Here is a 13,782-nt window from a genome sequence, read left to right on the forward strand (position 1 = left end):
GCCGACCCCCAAGGTGCCGGCCGATCAGCGGCCTTCTAGCGCAGCAGCATCGCCCGCCCGGGCTCGCGCAGGATGTCGGCGACGTCGACGAGGAAGCGCGACCCCTGCTCACCGTCCACGAGGCGATGGTCGAACGACAGGGCGAGCGTCATCACGTCGCGCAGGGCGATCTCGCCGCGATGCTCCCACGGCTGACGCCGCACCGCGCCCAGGGCGAGGATGCCGGCCTCGCCGGGATTGATGATCGGCGTGCCGGCATCGACGCCGAACACGCCGACGTTCGTGATCGAGAACGTGCCGCCCATCATGTCGGCCGGCGCGGTGCGCCCGGCGCGAGCGGTCTCGGCCAGCCCGCGGATGGCGTCCGACAGCTCCACCAGCGTGAGCTCCTGGGCATCGCGGATGTTGGGGACCACGAGGCCGCGGCCGGTCGCCGCCGCGATGCCGAGATTGACGTAGTGGTGCTCGACGATCTCCCCCGCCGCGTCGTCCCACTTCGAGTTCAGCCCCGGGTGGCGTGCGAGCGCGAGGCACACGGCCTTCGCGGCCACGGCCATGATGCCGATCCGGTGCTCCTGAAGGGCGCGGTCTGCGCGGAGCGACGCGATCAGCTCGCTCGTGGCGGTGACGTCGACGGTCAGGAACGTGGTCACGTGCGGCGCGGTGAAGGCGCTGCGCACCATCGCCTCCGCGGTCATGCGCCGGACGCCCCGGATGGGCGTGCGCGTCGTGCGCTCCCGTCGGTCGTCCGAGCGTGGCAGCTCGAACTGCTCGACCGGTTCAGCGGACTCCGCGGCTGTGGAGGTCGTCGCCACCGCGCCGACGCGCTCGGCGTAGGCCTCCACGTCGGCGCGTGTGATCACGCCGGACGCGCCCGTCGCCTCGACGAGCGCGAGGTCCACACCGAGCTGCTTGGCGAGCTTGCGCACCGGCGGCGTCGAACGGGGGCGCTCGACCGTCCGTTCGCCGACGTCGGCGAACGGGATCGCGTCGTGCGGCGCCGCTTCCAGGACTGCGGTGTCGGATGTCGCCGCGACGGTCCCCGCCACGCGCGCACGCCGCTGGGGCCGGGCCGCACTCCGGGGCGCGGCGCCGTAGCCGACGAGGTTCGGCTGGGAGGACGGTTCGGCGGCTTTCTCCTCGGCGGTCTTCTCCTCGGCGGCCGGCGCCGGCGCCGGCGGTGCGGACTCGGCCGCTCCGGTGTCGAACGAGATCAGCACCGAGCCGACCGCGATGACGTCGCCCGTCTCGGCGTGCAACGCCGTCACGGTGCCCGCGTACGGGGAGGGCAGCTCGACGACGGCCTTGGCCGTCTCGACCTCGGCGATCGTCTGGTTGAGGGCGACCGTGTCGCCCACGGCGACGAGCCACTGCACGAGCTCGGCCTCGGGAAGGCCTTCGCCGAGGTCGGGGAGCCGGAAGTCCTGCGCCATCAGTCGCGCACCCCGCTCAGGCTGTTCGGCCGGTCCATGACGCGATCGACGGCGTCGAGGATCCGGTCGAGGTCGGGCAGATGGTGCTTCTCGAGCTTCGCCGGCGGGTACGGGATGTCGTGGCCGGTGACCCGCTGGGGCGCCGCCTCGAGGTAGTTGAAGCACCGCTCGGTCACGCTCGCGATGAGCTCGGCACCGACGCCCGCCTCGCGGGCCGCCTCGTGCGTGACGACGACCCTCCCCGTCTTGCGGACGGATGCCGTCACGGTGCGGTAGTCGACGGGCGAGATGGATCGGAGGTCGATGACCTCGATCGACACGCCGTCGTCCTCGGCGGCGGTGGCGGCGTCCATCGCGGTCGCGACCTGCGAGCCGTAGGTCAGGAGCGTCACGTCGGTTCCCTCTCGGGCGATGCGCGCGAGACCCATGGGCGGAGCATCCGCCAGCTGGACATCGAGGTCCACCTCGCCCTTGGAGTGATAGAGGCGCTTCGGTTCGAAGTAGACCACGGGATCGTTCGACGCGATCGCCTGGCGCAGCATGACGTATGCGTCCTGCGGGTTCGACACCGCGACCACCCGGAGTCCCGAGGTGTGGACGAAGTAGGCCTCCGGCGACTCCGAGTGATGCTCGGCCGCGCCGACGCCGCCCGCCCACGGGATGCGGATCGTGATCGGCATCGTGACGTTGCCGCGCGTGCGGTAGTGCAGCTTGGCGACCTGGCACACGATCTGGTCGAACGCCGGATACACGAAGCCGTCGAACTGGATCTCGACGACGGGCCGATAGCCGCGGAACGCGAGCCCCACAGCTGTGCCCATGATGCCCGCCTCGGCGAGCGGCGTGTCGACCACCCGCTGCGAACCGAATTCGTCGAGCAGTCCGTCCGTGATGCGGAAGACGCCGCCGAGCTTGCCGATGTCCTCTCCCATGACGAGCACCTTGGGGTCGTCGGCCATGGCGCGGCGGAGTCCTTCGTTGATGGCCTTCGCCATCGTGAGCTGCGCCATCGTCACACCTCCTCGGCGGCGGGGGCGAACCCGTCGAGGTAGGCGCCGAACCACTCGCGCTGCTCGTCGATCCCCGAGTGCGGCTCGGCGTAGACGTTGTCGAGCACGGTGAGCGGCGCGCGGGTCGTGGCGGTCATCGCGGCCTCGCGCACACCGGCAGCGAGGGCGTCGGCATCGGTCTCGACGCGGGAGATGAACTCCTCGTCGAACTCGCCCCGTGCGCGCAGCAGTGCTTCCAGGCGGGTGATCGGGTCGCGGCGGCGCCACTTCTCGACCTCCTCCTTGTCGCGGTAGCGCGTCGGGTCGTCGGAGGTGGTGTGCGGGCCCATGCGGTACGTCACGGCCTCGATGAAGGCCGGTCCGTCGCCGCGGCGCGCGATGTCGAGCGCCCAGCGCATCGCCGCGAAGCAGGCGAGCACATCGTTGCCGTCCACGCGCATGCTCGGGATGCCGAAGCCCGGCGCCCGCCCGGCGATCGGGAACTTCGCCTGCACGGTGACGGGCTCGGAGATCGCCCACTGGTTGTTCGTGCACACGAAGACCACCGGCGCCTGGAACGACGCGGCGAACACCATCGCCTCGTTGACGTCACCCTGACTTGACGCGCCGTCGCCGAAATACGCGACCGAGACCTGGTCGGTGCCGTCGCGCTGGACGCCCATCGCATAGCCGACGGCGTGCAGCGCCTGGGCGCCGATGATGATCTGCTGCGTGGCGGTGTTGATGTCGTACGGGTTGTACGTCGAGTGCTCCTCGCCACGCCACGCGAGCACGAAGTCCGAGGGCTTGCCGCCGCGCGCGTAGACCACGCCGGTCTCGCGATAGCTCGGGAAGGCGAAGTCGTCGGCGCGCAGCGCGCGCGCCGTGCCGATCTGAGTGGCCTCCTGCCCCTGGCAGGGCGGCCACAGGCCGAGCTGGCCCTGCCGCTGCAGCGCGACACCCTCGGTGTCGATCCGTCGCAGCAGCACCATGTCGCGGTACAGGCCGCGCAGTGTGGTGGCGTCGACGTCGGCGACCCAGCGGTCCAGTTCGGGGTCGGCGATGCGCTCGCCGTCGGGAGTCAGCAGTCGCGCGACATCGTCGATGTCGGTGGCGAGGTCGGCTGTCGGTGTCAGGGTGTGCGTCATCGTCATCACTCCTCGTTGCGGGCTCCCTCGTGAGGAGCCGCTTCGCGTCCGCCGGCTTCGTCGCCGACTACCTCGAGGCTACGTCGGTCTCGCACCTCGCTCAAGCATTCATGATCTGCCTGAGCATGTTGATAAGTCACGACCGCTCAGACCGTGCTAACGTTTCGCACTATGAGTGCCCTCGATCACGTCGACCTTGAGCTGCTGGCAGCGCTCTCCGCCGATCCGCGAGCGACCGTCGTCGCACTCGCCGAACGGCTCGGCCTCTCGCGCAACACGGTGCAGGCCCGCATGTCCCGCCTGGAGAAGGCAGGGGTGTTCCTGTCGTACGAGCGGGCCATCTCATCGGCGTCGCTGGGCTTTCCGATCGAGGCGTTCATCAGTGTCATCGTGCGCCAGGCGGATCTCCCCCGCATCGCCGTCGAACTCGCCCGTGTACCCGAGGTGGTGCAGGCGCACGGCCTGTCGGGTCAGGTCGATCTGCTGGTGCGCGTCGCCTGCCGCGACACGCAGCATCTGTTCGACACCGACGCCCGCATCCTCGCCATCGAAGGGGTCGAGCGCACCGAGACGTCCCTCGTGATGGGCGAGGTCATCGCCCATCGGGTCACTCCGCTCATGGAGCTGGCGCGAGAGGAATAGGCACGGCAGGAGTGGCCTGCGCACTGCCCGTGGCGTCGGCGCGCACCAGCACGACGCCCACGAGGATCAGCGCGCCGCCGGCGAACTGGATCGGCGCGGGCACCTCGGCGAGGAAGATCCACGCGAACATGAGGGCGAACAGGACTTCCGACAGCCCGACGAACGACGCCACGCGCGAGCCGATGCGCGGAACCGCCATCACGCCGAACGCGTAGCCGAGCGTCGTCGCGACGCCCGCGACCCAGAGGAGCGGCATCCACCACGGTACGGCGGTGCCGGCCAGCACCACCGAGACGGCGGGAGCCTGGAAGGGCATGATGCCGGTGGCGCAGAGGATGCCCATCACGACGGCGCCGGTCAGCAGACCGCTCGCCGCCAGCGCGAGCGGCGGGAGATCGTCGCCGGCGCGCTCCGAGATCACGAAATAGGCGCACACGCAGACAGCCGCCGCGAGCGCGAGCAGGGTCCCGATCAGGTCGAACGACGCGCCAGAGATGTCGACGACCAGCACGAGCCCCACGATCGCCACGAGCGAGCCCCACAGCACGAGCGCGGACGGCGCCTTCCGGGTGCGCACCCACACGGCGACCACGAGCATGACCGGCGCGAGGTATTGGATCAGCAGGGCTACGGCCACCGGCATCCGCTGCATCGCGGAGAAGAAGAAGAGCTGGCAGCCGAGCACGGGCATCAGGCCGAAGCCGACGATGAGCCGCCAGTGCCGGCGCAGGAAGCCGCGCTGCCGCTTCATGGCAAGGAACAGCGCCGGTGACAGGACGAGTCCCGCGACACCCATCCGCACGAGCAGCGCCGCGCCGAGCGACCATCCGGCCTCGAGGAGCGGCTTGATGAACGGTCCGCTCGACGAGAACGCCAGCGCCGATGCCACGCCCATGATCAAGCCGGTGGTGCGCAGCCGGGCGCTCGAGCCGGGCGCCGCGCTCGGCAGGGCGACGGGACGGGACGCGGTCGAGGTCATGGGCGGCATCCGACTGTCAGGAGTGAAAGGTGCTTACACTGGTGACAGTACCCGACCGAGTTGTCAGGAGTCAACGTGGTTTTCATTCATGACACCGAGCAGAACCTGCGCGCGGCGTCGTACCTGGTGAACACGCTGCCCGGCTACGACGACGAAGACGCCCTGACGACCCTGGACGACTTCGACGACTACCTGCGGGTCAACCCCTACACCGGCGTGATCCGGCGCGACGCCGCAGAGCTCGCCGCCCTGCGCGACGTCCGGCCGCGCCTGCGGCAGCTGTGGGAGGTCGACCGCGACGGCGCCGTGCCGATCGTCAACGAGATGCTGCGCGACGGCAGGGCTCTCCCCCGGCTGGTCATCCACGACGGCTTCGACTGGCACATCCACGCGACCAGCGATGATGCGCCCCTCGCCACGCGCGTGCTCGTCGAAGCGGCGCTCGCGTTCGTCGACGTCATCCGCGCCGACGAGTACGACCGCGTGCGGATCTGCGCCGCGGACGACTGCGACGGCGTCTACGTCGACTTCTCGAAGAACGGGTCGAAGCGCTACTGCGACATCGGCAACTGCGGCAACCGGATGAACGTCAACGCGTATCGGCAGCGGAAGGCGCGACGAACCGCGTGATGGCGTCGGCCGCCGCTGCCGGCGTCTCGTAGTGGATCAGGTGCCCGACGTCCGGGATCTCGACGAGCTCCGCGTCGGGGAACATCGTGGCGAGGCGTCGCTCCGCCTCGATGGGCGTGATGTCGTCGCGCTGCGCCGCCACCAGCAGCGTCGGCTGCACGATGCGCGGCGCGAACGCGCGCACGTCGTTCGACACCGATGCCACGAACGCGTCGTGCAGCACGTCGCGGTCCGCGAAGCGCGAGAAGTAGGTGTCGTGCTGATCGTGCACGAATCGACGGATGCCGGGGTCCTTGGTCTTCGCCATCGATACGCTCATGACCCGCACGATGAGGCCGTTGCGCAGCAGTGCGTCACCGAGCCGCTTCGGGAGCTTCGCGCCCGCCCAGTAGTAGAAGACCGCGAGCCGCGTGAGAACGCCGCGCGGCCCCTCGAGCGCGGGCGCTCCGATCGGGTTCACGAGGATCATGCGCGGCGTCTGCAGACCGCCCGCGATCGCGGCCGCCACCACGATCGAGCCGAACGAGTGGCCGAGGATCACCGCGCCCGGCGCGACGGCGGCCGAGAACTCGCGGAGCCAGTCCGCATACAGCGCGAGATCGTGTCGTCGCCCCGGCACCGGTGCCGTCTCGCCGAACCCCGGCAGGTCGGGTGAGATCACCCGGAGCGACGGAAGGTGCGCCACCACCGGCTCGAGGCCGTGGTGCTCGCCGCGGAAGCCGTGGACCGCGACGATCGTGACGGCCGCATCGGCGGGACCGTAGACCCAGTACGCCGTGGACCCGCCCAGCACACCGACCTCGCGGCGCTCGACGGCGATCTCGTCGAGAAGGGGTGCGTAGGGGTTGGGCGCAGTCACGCGTCGAGTCTACGAGGCCCGCCCGGGCCTGGCCTGTGCGCGGTGCGCCTGTGCTCCGATGTCGGGGGCGACGCATACCGTGATCGGCATGAGCCGCCCGCGTCCCGAACAGCTGTCGCTCTGGGACGTGCCGGACTGGGTGCGGATGATCGGGGTGTTCGACCTCGAGACCACCGGCGTCGACGTCACCGCCGACCGCATCGTGACGGCCCATGTCGGACTGCTGGATGCCGCGGGCCGCGTCATCCGCGCACGTGATTGGCTCGCCGATCCCGGCGTCGACATCCCCGAAGGCGCCAGCGCCATCCACGGCATCTCGACCGCGCAGGCGCGTGCGCAGGGCCGGCCGGCCCCCGACGTCGTGGCCGAGGTGGTCGAAGCCGTGCGAGCACTGCTGGACGCCGGCATCCCGGTCGTGGCCTACAACGCGCCCTTCGACTTCTCGCTGCTGAAGTACGAGTCGCTCCGGCACGGTGTCGTGCCCATCGAGAATCCGTCGCCCGTCATCGATCCGCTGGTCGTCGACAAGGCGTACGACCGCTGGCGGAAGGGCAAGCGCACGCTCGAGATCGTCGCGGCGCACTACGCGGTGCGACTGGACGCGGCGCACGAGGCATCGGCCGATGCCGTCGCTGCCGGACGCGTGGCGCAGGCGCTCGCCGAACGCTTCGCTCCCTGGCTCCCCGACACCGTGCACGAATTGCACACCCGCCAGATCGGCTGGGCCCGCGCGCAGGCCGAGAGCCTCACCGAGTACTTCGTGCGCATCGGTCGGCTCGACCCCGAGGAGCGGCTCGACGGCCGCTGGCCGGTCCGCTGACCCGCTGACCCGCTGGCCGATCCGCTGACCCGCTGCGGAGCCACCGCCGCTCCCCGGCGGAAAGCAGAAGACCCCGCCGAGGCGGGGTCTTCCGTGCGGGCGTGCTTACTTGGAAGCGCCGCCGAAGTTCTTGAAGCGCTGGTTGAACTTCTCGACACGACCGGCCGAGTCCATGATGCGCTGCTTGCCCGTGTAGAACGGGTGCGAGGCGGACGAGATCTCCACGTCGATGACGGGGTACTCGACGCCGTCGAGCTCGATCGTCTTGTCGCTGGTGACCGTCGAGCGGGTGAGGAAGGTCTCGCCCGAGCCGAGGTCACGGAACACGACGGCCTGGTAGTCCGGGTGGAGGTCAGTCTTCATGATGGTCCTTTGAGGGTGGTGCCCTGGATTTTGCCAGGGCGGTCAAAGTCTGTGGTGCGAGCGCACCAAAGAAAGATTCTATCAGGCTCGCGAGCGCTTGCCGAACCGTCCCTCGACGGGCTCAGGAAGCGGCGACCGGCTGCGCGGCGCGGGCGGCGAAGCGGCCGCCGTCCTCGGTGAGGCGGATGGGGACGCCGAACGTGTCGGTGAGGGCCTCCGCCGTGAGCGTCTCGCGGATCGGGCCGGCCGCCACCGCCTGGCCGTCGCGCAGCAGCAGCACGTGCGTGAAGCCGATCGGGATCTCCTCCACGTGATGCGTGACCATGATCATCGCCGGCGTCGTGGGCGCCTGGGCGTAGCCGCTCAGCAGCATCAGCAGCTCTTCGCGGGCACCCAGGTCGAGGCTCGCCGTCGGCTCATCGAGGAGCAGCAGCTCGGGATCGGTCATGACGGCGCGCGCGATCTGCACCCGCTTCTGCTCGCCGTCGCTGAGCGTGCCGAAGGTGCGATCGGCCAGGTGGTCGAGCTTCCACTCGGCGAGCACCCGCAGGGCGCGGCGCTCGTCGATGTCTTCGTAGTCCTCGCGCCAACGGCCCAGCACCGAGTACGCGGCGGTCAGCACGACGTTGAGGACCGTCTCCTCGGGCGGCACGCGACGTGCCATCGCCGAGGACGCGAACCCGATCCGCGGCCGCAGTTCGAAGACGTCGGTGCGACCCAGTCGCTCGCCCAGGATCGTCACGGTGCCCGCCGAGGGGTGCAGCAGCGTGTCGGCCATCTGGAGCACCGTGGTCTTGCCGGCGCCGTTGGGCCCGAGCACGACCCAGCGCTCGTCGTCGTTGATGGTCCAGTTCAGGTGGTCGACGATGTTCCGGGCGTTTCGGCGGACGACGACGTCGGAGAACTCGAGCACCTGTGTCATGCGACCAGCCTAACGGCCGCCGGCAGCCACCTCCGCGTACAGCTCTGCCGTCTGATCGGCGATGCGCTGCCAGCTGAAGTCCTCGGTCGCCCGGCGCCGCCCGGCCGCACCGTACTGCCGCGCACGCTCCGGATCGCCCACCACCTCGGTCAGCACCCGGGCGAGGTCGGCCACGTAGCGCTCTGGGTCGATCGGCGTCCCGGTACCGTCCTGCACCTGCTCGATGGGCACCAGGCGCCCGGTGACCCCGTCGACGACGACCTCGGGGATGCCGCCGGTCGCCGTCCCGACGACCGCCGCGCCACAGGCCATCGCCTCGAGGTTCACGATGCCCAGGGGTTCGTACACCGAGGGGCAGACGAAGGTCGTCGCCGCGCTGAGGATCGTGCACAGCTCGTGGCGCGACAGCATCCTGTCGAGCCAGACGACGCCGTCGCGCGTGTCCTGCAGTCCCCGCACGAGCCCTTCGACCTCGGCCATGATCTGGGGCGTGTCGGGGGCTCCGGCGGCGAGGATCACCTGCACATCGGCGGGCAGGCGCTCGGCGGCACGCAGGAAGTAGGGCAGGCCCTTCTGCCGCGTGATGCGCCCCACGAAGACCACGGACGGCCTCGCGGGGTCGATGCCCAGCTCGCTCAGCAGCGCCGGATCCTCCACCGGATGCCAGGCGTCGACGTCGATGCCGTTGTAGATGACGCGAACCCGGTCGGGGTCCAGCGCCGGGTAGCTGCGCAGGATGTCTTCGCGCATGCCGTTGCTCACCGCGACGATCGCCGCGGCACCCTCATAGGACGACTTCTCGATCCAGCTCGAGACGGCGTAGCCCCCGCCGAGCTGCTCCGCCTTCCACGGCCGCAGCGGCTCGAGGCTGTGGGCCGTCACGATGTGCGGGATGCCGTGCAGCAGCGACGCCAGGTGCCCTGCGAGGTTCGCGTACCAGGTGTGACTGTGCACGACGTCGGCGCCGGCGACATCCGTCACGATCTCGAGATCCGTGCCGAGCGTCTGGACCGCGGCGTTCGCGCCCGACAGCTCCGCCGGCACGCCGTACGACGTCGTGCCCTCCTCGTCGCGCTCGCCGCCGAAGGCGCGCACCCGCACGTCGATGCTGGATCGCAGCGCCTTGACGAGTTCCGTCACGTGCACACCGGCTCCGCCGTAGATCTCCGGAGGGTACTCCTTGGTGACGATGTCGACTCGCATGTCTCGAACGCTAGTACACCGCCCGGAACGCGTCATAGTGTGGGGGCCATGCCAGCTGCACCCAAGGTCTTCGGAATCATCCTCGCCGGCGGCGAAGGGAAGCGGCTGATGCCGTTGACCGCGGATCGCGCCAAGCCCGCCGTCCCGTTCGGGGGCCAATACCGGCTCATCGATTTCGCGATATCGAACCTGATCAATTCGGGCCTTCGGCAGATCGTCGTCCTCACGCAGTACAAATCCCACAGCCTCGACCGCCACATCTCGCAGACCTGGCGGATGTCGGCGCTGCTGGACTCCTACGTCACTTCCGTGCCCGCGCAGCAGCGTCTCGGCAAGCGCTGGTTCTCGGGCTCGGCCGACGCGATCCTGCAGAGCCTCAACCTCATCAACGACGAGCAGCCCGACATCGTCATCGTGATCGGCGCCGACCACGTCTATCGGATGGACTTCAGGCAGATGCTCGCCGCGCACATCGAATCCGGCGCGCGGGCCACGGTCGCCGGCATCCGTCAGCCGATCTCGCTCGCGAACCAGTTCGGCGTCATCGACGTGGACCCCGAAGACCCGATGCGCATCCGCGAGTTCCTCGAGAAGCCGCAGAACCCGGTCGGGCTGGGCGACGCCCCCGACCAGGTGCTCGCCTCGATGGGCAACTACATCTTCGACACCGACGCGCTGATCGAGGCGGTCGAGTCCGACGGAGAGCTGCCGACCTCGAACCACGACATGGGCGGCGACATCATCCCCTACTTCGTCGGCAGAGGCGAGGCGGGCGTCTACGACATGAACCGCAACGACGTGCCCGGCTCGACACCCCGCGACCGCTACTACTGGCGCGACGTCGGCACGATCGACTCGTTCTTCGACGCGCACCGCGACCTGATCTCGACGCTGCCCATCTTCAACCTGTACAACACGGACTGGCCGATCCACTCGCAGGCGGTCAACTCGCCGCCGGCGAAGTTCGTGCGCGACTCGGTGGGCCGCATCGGCAACGCGATCGACTCGATCGTGTCACTGGGGTCCGTGCTGTCGGGCACGCATCTCGAGCGGAGCGTCGTCGGCCCGTGGACGCTCGCAGGGGGCGGCTCGACGATCACCGACTCGGTGCTCTTCGATCATGTCCACGTCGGCGCCGGCGCCCGCGTTCATCGCGCGATCCTCGACAAGAACGTGGTCCTCGACGAGGGCGCCACGGTCGGCGTCGACCGCGAGAAGGACCTCGCCCGCGGCTTCACGATCACCGACAGCGGCATCACCGTGGTCGGAAAGGGATTCCGCGTCGAGCGGTGACGCACGGTCGGGAGCGGGGACCGCGTCCCGCTAGCGTGGAGGGATGCCCGCCGCTCCCGCACGCTTCCTCGTGGTGCTCGACGCCGACTCGACCCTCATCCGCAACGAGGTCATCGAGCTGATCGCCGACGAGGCCGGGCGCGGCGCCGAGGTGGCGGCGGCGACCGAGGCCGCCATGCGCGGCGAGGTCGACTTCGCGACCAGCCTGCGCTCGCGCGTCGAGGCGCTCGAGGGGGTGCCGGTCGCCGCGTTCACGCGCGTGCTGGCGCGCATCGAGCCGACTCCGGGCGTGCGCGAGCTCATCCGGGCCGTGCACGAGCGCGGCGGCGCTGTGGGCGTGGTGTCGGGCGGCTTCCACGAGATCCTCGACACCGTCGCCCCCGACCTCGGGGTGGACGTGTGGCGCGCGAATCGGCTGGCCACGCGCGACGGCGCGCTGAGCGGCGTCGTGGACGGCGGGATCGTGGATGCCGCGGGCAAGGCGGCTGCGCTGCGCGAATGGTCCTCCGAGCGCGGCGTGCCGCTCACTCGCACCATCGCGATCGGCGACGGCGCGAACGACCTCGAGATGATGGCGGTCGCCGGACTCGGCGTGGCCTTCAACGCCAAGCCCGCCGTGCGGGCACGCGCCGACGTGGTGGTGGGGCCGGTCGACCTCGCCGAGGTCATCGCCCTTCTGCCCTAGGAGGTCTCGCGCTGGGCGGGTATCCCGATGTCGGTTCCCGTCGGTAGCGTCGGGGCATGCACATCATCCTCGTTCCCGGACTCTGGCTCGACGCGTCTTCGTGGGGTGAGGTCTCCCCCGCTCTCGAGGCCGCCGGGCACCGCACACATGCCTTGACCATGCCGGGTGTCGGGACGCCGGGCGCCGAGTCGGCCGGCATCGGCATCGCCGACTGGATCGCGGCGACCGTCGACGAGCTCGATCGCCTCGACGGTGCGGTGGCCATCGTCGGCCACTCGGGTGGCGGCAACGTGGCGTACGGCGCCGTCGACGCCCGGCCCGATCGCGTCGAGCACGTGGTGTTCCTCGACACCTTCCCGCCCGGCGAGGGCGGCTCCATCTCGGAGTTCCCCGTCGTGGACGGCGTGATCCCGTTTCCGGGCTGGGACTTCTTCGACGAGCCCGACGTGGCCGATCTCGACGCGCAGACGCGGCAGGAGGTCGCGGCTCGCGCGAAGTCCGTGCCCGAGCGGGTGCCGACCGACCCGATTCGACTCACCGACGAACGACGTCGAGCCGTGCCCGCCACCATCATCACGAGCACGGTGCCCGAGGCGCAGATCCGCGAGATCGTCGAGAAGGCTCCGTCGTGGGCGGCCGAACTCGCCGCGCTGCAGCGCCTGGACGTGATCGAGCTCGGGGCGCCGGGCGACGCCACGGGCCACTGGCCGCAGTTCTCCCGTCCCGGCGCGGTCGCCGAGGCGATCCTCCGGGCGATCGGCTGACCCTTCGACGGGCTCAGCGGCCGCCTGGCCGGGTCGCTGCGCACGTCGAAGCGCGGAGCAGTGCCCGGGCTCAGTGCCCCATGCCGAGGCCGCCGTCGACGGGGATCACGGCGCCCGAGATGTAGGCCGCGTCGTCCGAGGAGATCCACGTGACAACGCCCGCCACCTCGTCGGCCGACGCGAAGCGCCCGGCCGGGATGCTCTTCTTGTACTCGGCCTGCGTGTCGTCCGAGAGCTCGGCCGTCATGTCGGTCTCGATGAAACCCGGTGCGACGACGTTCGCGGTGATGCCGCGGGCACCCAGTTCACGGGTGAGCGAGCGGGCGAAGCCGACGAGGGCGCTCTTGGACGCGGCGTAGTTGATCTGGCCCGCCGAGCCGTAGAGTCCGACGACGCTGGAGATGAGCACGACGCGGCCCCACCGTGCGCGCAGCATGCCCTTCGACGCCCGCTTGACGACGCGGAAGGCGCCGCCGAGGTTGGTGGCGACGACGCTGTCGAAGTCCTCCTCCGTCATGCGCAGCAGCAGGGTGTCCTTCGTGATGCCGGCATTCGCCACCACGATCTCGACCGGACCGAGCGCTTGCTCGACCTCGGTGAAGGCGGCGTCGACGGATGCGGCATCCGTCACGTCCGCCCGCACCGTGAGGGTGCCCTCGGGACCCTCACCGGAACGCGCGGTCACCGCGACCCGGTACCCCTCGGCGACGAAGCGCTCCGCGATGGCGCGGCCGATGCCGCGGTTTCCGCCGGTGACGAGGACGACGCGATCGGTGGACATGGTGCACTCCCGGGGTTGTGGCGGATCCGCACCAGCCTATCGGCGCCCGCGCGCCGGTCCCGGCTCGTTTGACACCCCGGGGCACCGCTGGGACGCTGGGTCCAGACCCTGACGAAAGGCCCGCCGTGAGCGACCAGAACCCGCAGAACCCCGCACCGGAGCAGGGCGGCGCCTACCCGCCCGTTCCCCCCGCTCCGGCGCGGGCGCCGGAGCGGGGGGAACGGGCGGGTAGGCGCCGCCCTGCTCCGGCGCCCGCGCCGGGGGCATACCC

At 70.4% G+C, this 13,782-nt stretch carries 15 protein-coding genes; 6 read left to right on the plus strand and 9 right to left on the minus strand.

What is annotated here, in order from left to right; genetic code table 11:
* Positions 1-35: 35 nt before the first annotated feature.
* The 3 genes from ACI3KY_RS01545 to pdhA are packed head-to-tail and all read right to left on the minus strand — an operon-like array spanning position 36 to position 3,576.
* Positions 36-1,433 carry a dihydrolipoamide acetyltransferase family protein gene (locus tag ACI3KY_RS01545; RefSeq protein ID WP_404928441.1) on the minus strand — a complete coding sequence of 466 codons (1,398 nt, stop codon included), beginning with the start codon at positions 1,431-1,433 and terminating at the stop codon, positions 36-38.
* Positions 1,433-2,443 (minus strand): alpha-ketoacid dehydrogenase subunit beta, encoded by a 1,011-nt coding sequence (locus ACI3KY_RS01550; protein ID WP_404928442.1) that lies wholly within the window; start codon positions 2,441-2,443, stop codon positions 1,433-1,435. The genes ACI3KY_RS01545 and ACI3KY_RS01550 overlap by 1 nt, the downstream gene beginning before the upstream one ends.
* A gap of 2 nt (positions 2,444-2,445) precedes the next feature.
* A complete protein-coding gene (pdhA, locus tag ACI3KY_RS01555) occupies positions 2,446-3,576 on the minus strand; it encodes a pyruvate dehydrogenase (acetyl-transferring) E1 component subunit alpha (RefSeq protein ID WP_404928443.1) in 1,131 nt (376 codons plus the stop codon).
* A 165-nt stretch (positions 3,577-3,741) separates the two neighbouring features.
* Between pdhA and ACI3KY_RS01560 the strand changes: the two genes are divergently transcribed.
* Entirely contained in the window at positions 3,742-4,212 is a 471-nt protein-coding gene (locus ACI3KY_RS01560) for an Lrp/AsnC family transcriptional regulator (RefSeq protein WP_194415588.1), read from the plus strand.
* Here ACI3KY_RS01560 and ACI3KY_RS01565 read toward each other — a convergent pair.
* Positions 4,187-5,191 (minus strand): EamA family transporter, encoded by a 1,005-nt coding sequence (locus tag ACI3KY_RS01565; RefSeq protein WP_404928445.1) that lies wholly within the window; start codon positions 5,189-5,191, stop codon positions 4,187-4,189. The two genes, ACI3KY_RS01560 and ACI3KY_RS01565, sit on opposite strands and share 26 nt — an antisense overlap.
* 75 nt (positions 5,192-5,266) lie before the next feature.
* Between ACI3KY_RS01565 and ACI3KY_RS01570 the strand changes: the two genes are divergently transcribed.
* On the plus strand, positions 5,267-5,821 hold the full coding sequence (locus ACI3KY_RS01570; RefSeq protein WP_404928446.1) for a CGNR zinc finger domain-containing protein: 555 nt from the start codon (positions 5,267-5,269) through the stop codon (positions 5,819-5,821).
* Here ACI3KY_RS01570 and ACI3KY_RS01575 read toward each other — a convergent pair.
* The gene (locus ACI3KY_RS01575; RefSeq protein ID WP_404928447.1) at positions 5,781-6,680 is read right to left on the minus strand and encodes an alpha/beta fold hydrolase; all 900 of its coding nucleotides are present in this window, start codon (positions 6,678-6,680) and stop codon (positions 5,781-5,783) included. The two genes, ACI3KY_RS01570 and ACI3KY_RS01575, sit on opposite strands and share 41 nt — an antisense overlap.
* An 88-nt stretch (positions 6,681-6,768) precedes the next feature.
* Between ACI3KY_RS01575 and ACI3KY_RS01580 the strand changes: the two genes are divergently transcribed.
* Entirely contained in the window at positions 6,769-7,500 is a 732-nt protein-coding gene (locus ACI3KY_RS01580; protein WP_404928448.1) for an exonuclease domain-containing protein, read from the plus strand.
* A 105-nt stretch (positions 7,501-7,605) separates the two neighbouring features.
* On the opposite strand, the gene ACI3KY_RS01585 is transcribed toward ACI3KY_RS01580, so the two are convergent.
* From ACI3KY_RS01585 to glgA, 3 genes are all read right to left on the minus strand, one after another.
* The gene (locus ACI3KY_RS01585; protein WP_194415598.1) at positions 7,606-7,863 is read right to left on the minus strand and encodes a type B 50S ribosomal protein L31; all 258 of its coding nucleotides are present in this window, start codon (positions 7,861-7,863) and stop codon (positions 7,606-7,608) included.
* Positions 7,864-7,984: 121 nt separating this feature from the next.
* Positions 7,985-8,785, minus strand: a complete 801-nt coding sequence (locus ACI3KY_RS01590; protein WP_404928450.1) for an ABC transporter ATP-binding protein — start codon at positions 8,783-8,785, stop codon at positions 7,985-7,987.
* A 9-nt stretch (positions 8,786-8,794) separates the two neighbouring features.
* On the minus strand, positions 8,795-9,988 hold the full coding sequence (gene glgA / locus ACI3KY_RS01595) for a glycogen synthase (RefSeq protein WP_404928451.1): 1,194 nt from the start codon (positions 9,986-9,988) through the stop codon (positions 8,795-8,797).
* A gap of 48 nt (positions 9,989-10,036) precedes the next feature.
* On the opposite strand from glgA, the gene ACI3KY_RS01600 reads away from it, so the two are divergent.
* The 3 genes from ACI3KY_RS01600 to ACI3KY_RS01610 are packed head-to-tail and all read left to right on the plus strand — an operon-like array spanning position 10,037 to position 12,730.
* Positions 10,037-11,281 carry a glucose-1-phosphate adenylyltransferase gene (locus tag ACI3KY_RS01600; RefSeq protein WP_404928453.1) on the plus strand — a complete coding sequence of 415 codons (1,245 nt, stop codon included), beginning with the start codon at positions 10,037-10,039 and terminating at the stop codon, positions 11,279-11,281.
* 43 nt (positions 11,282-11,324) lie between these two features.
* Positions 11,325-11,966 carry a phosphoserine phosphatase SerB gene (gene serB / locus ACI3KY_RS01605; protein ID WP_404928455.1) on the plus strand — a complete coding sequence of 214 codons (642 nt, stop codon included), beginning with the start codon at positions 11,325-11,327 and terminating at the stop codon, positions 11,964-11,966.
* Between the two features lie 56 nt (positions 11,967-12,022).
* Positions 12,023-12,730 (plus strand): alpha/beta fold hydrolase, encoded by a 708-nt coding sequence (locus tag ACI3KY_RS01610; protein WP_404928456.1) that lies wholly within the window; start codon positions 12,023-12,025, stop codon positions 12,728-12,730.
* A gap of 70 nt (positions 12,731-12,800) precedes the next feature.
* Here ACI3KY_RS01610 and fabG read toward each other — a convergent pair whose 3' ends face one another.
* Positions 12,801-13,511 (minus strand): 3-oxoacyl-ACP reductase FabG, encoded by a 711-nt coding sequence (gene fabG / locus ACI3KY_RS01615; RefSeq protein ID WP_404928458.1) that lies wholly within the window; start codon positions 13,509-13,511, stop codon positions 12,801-12,803.
* Between the last annotated feature and the right edge of the window lie 271 nt (positions 13,512-13,782).

This window comes from Microbacterium sp. ZW T2_14, from assembly GCF_044987405.1.
GTDB lineage: Bacteria > Actinomycetota > Actinomycetes > Actinomycetales > Microbacteriaceae > Microbacterium.

What these genes read in the sequence shown, in the direction of transcription:
- ACI3KY_RS01545 (WP_404928441.1), bottom strand. Translation starts at nt 1,433, where the DNA reads ATGGCGCAGGACTTCCGGCTCCCCGACCTCGGCGAAGGCCTTCCCGAG.
- ACI3KY_RS01550 (WP_404928442.1), bottom strand. Translation starts at nt 2,443, where the DNA reads ATGGCGCAGCTCACGATGGCGAAGGCCATCAACGAAGGACTCCGCCGC.
- pdhA (WP_404928443.1), bottom strand. Translation starts at nt 3,576, where the DNA reads ATGACGATGACGCACACCCTGACACCGACAGCCGACCTCGCCACCGAC.
- ACI3KY_RS01560 (WP_194415588.1), top strand. Translation starts at nt 3,742, where the DNA reads ATGAGTGCCCTCGATCACGTCGACCTTGAGCTGCTGGCAGCGCTCTCC.
- ACI3KY_RS01565 (WP_404928445.1), bottom strand. Translation starts at nt 5,191, where the DNA reads ATGACCTCGACCGCGTCCCGTCCCGTCGCCCTGCCGAGCGCGGCGCCC.
- ACI3KY_RS01580 (WP_404928448.1), top strand. Translation starts at nt 6,769, where the DNA reads ATGAGCCGCCCGCGTCCCGAACAGCTGTCGCTCTGGGACGTGCCGGAC.
- ACI3KY_RS01585 (WP_194415598.1), bottom strand. Translation starts at nt 7,863, where the DNA reads ATGAAGACTGACCTCCACCCGGACTACCAGGCCGTCGTGTTCCGTGAC.
- ACI3KY_RS01590 (WP_404928450.1), bottom strand. Translation starts at nt 8,785, where the DNA reads ATGACACAGGTGCTCGAGTTCTCCGACGTCGTCGTCCGCCGAAACGCC.
- glgA (WP_404928451.1), bottom strand. Translation starts at nt 9,988, where the DNA reads ATGCGAGTCGACATCGTCACCAAGGAGTACCCTCCGGAGATCTACGGC.
- ACI3KY_RS01600 (WP_404928453.1), top strand. Translation starts at nt 10,037, where the DNA reads ATGCCAGCTGCACCCAAGGTCTTCGGAATCATCCTCGCCGGCGGCGAA.
- serB (WP_404928455.1), top strand. Translation starts at nt 11,325, where the DNA reads ATGCCCGCCGCTCCCGCACGCTTCCTCGTGGTGCTCGACGCCGACTCG.
- ACI3KY_RS01610 (WP_404928456.1), top strand. Translation starts at nt 12,023, where the DNA reads ATGCACATCATCCTCGTTCCCGGACTCTGGCTCGACGCGTCTTCGTGG.
- fabG (WP_404928458.1), bottom strand. Translation starts at nt 13,511, where the DNA reads ATGTCCACCGATCGCGTCGTCCTCGTCACCGGCGGAAACCGCGGCATC.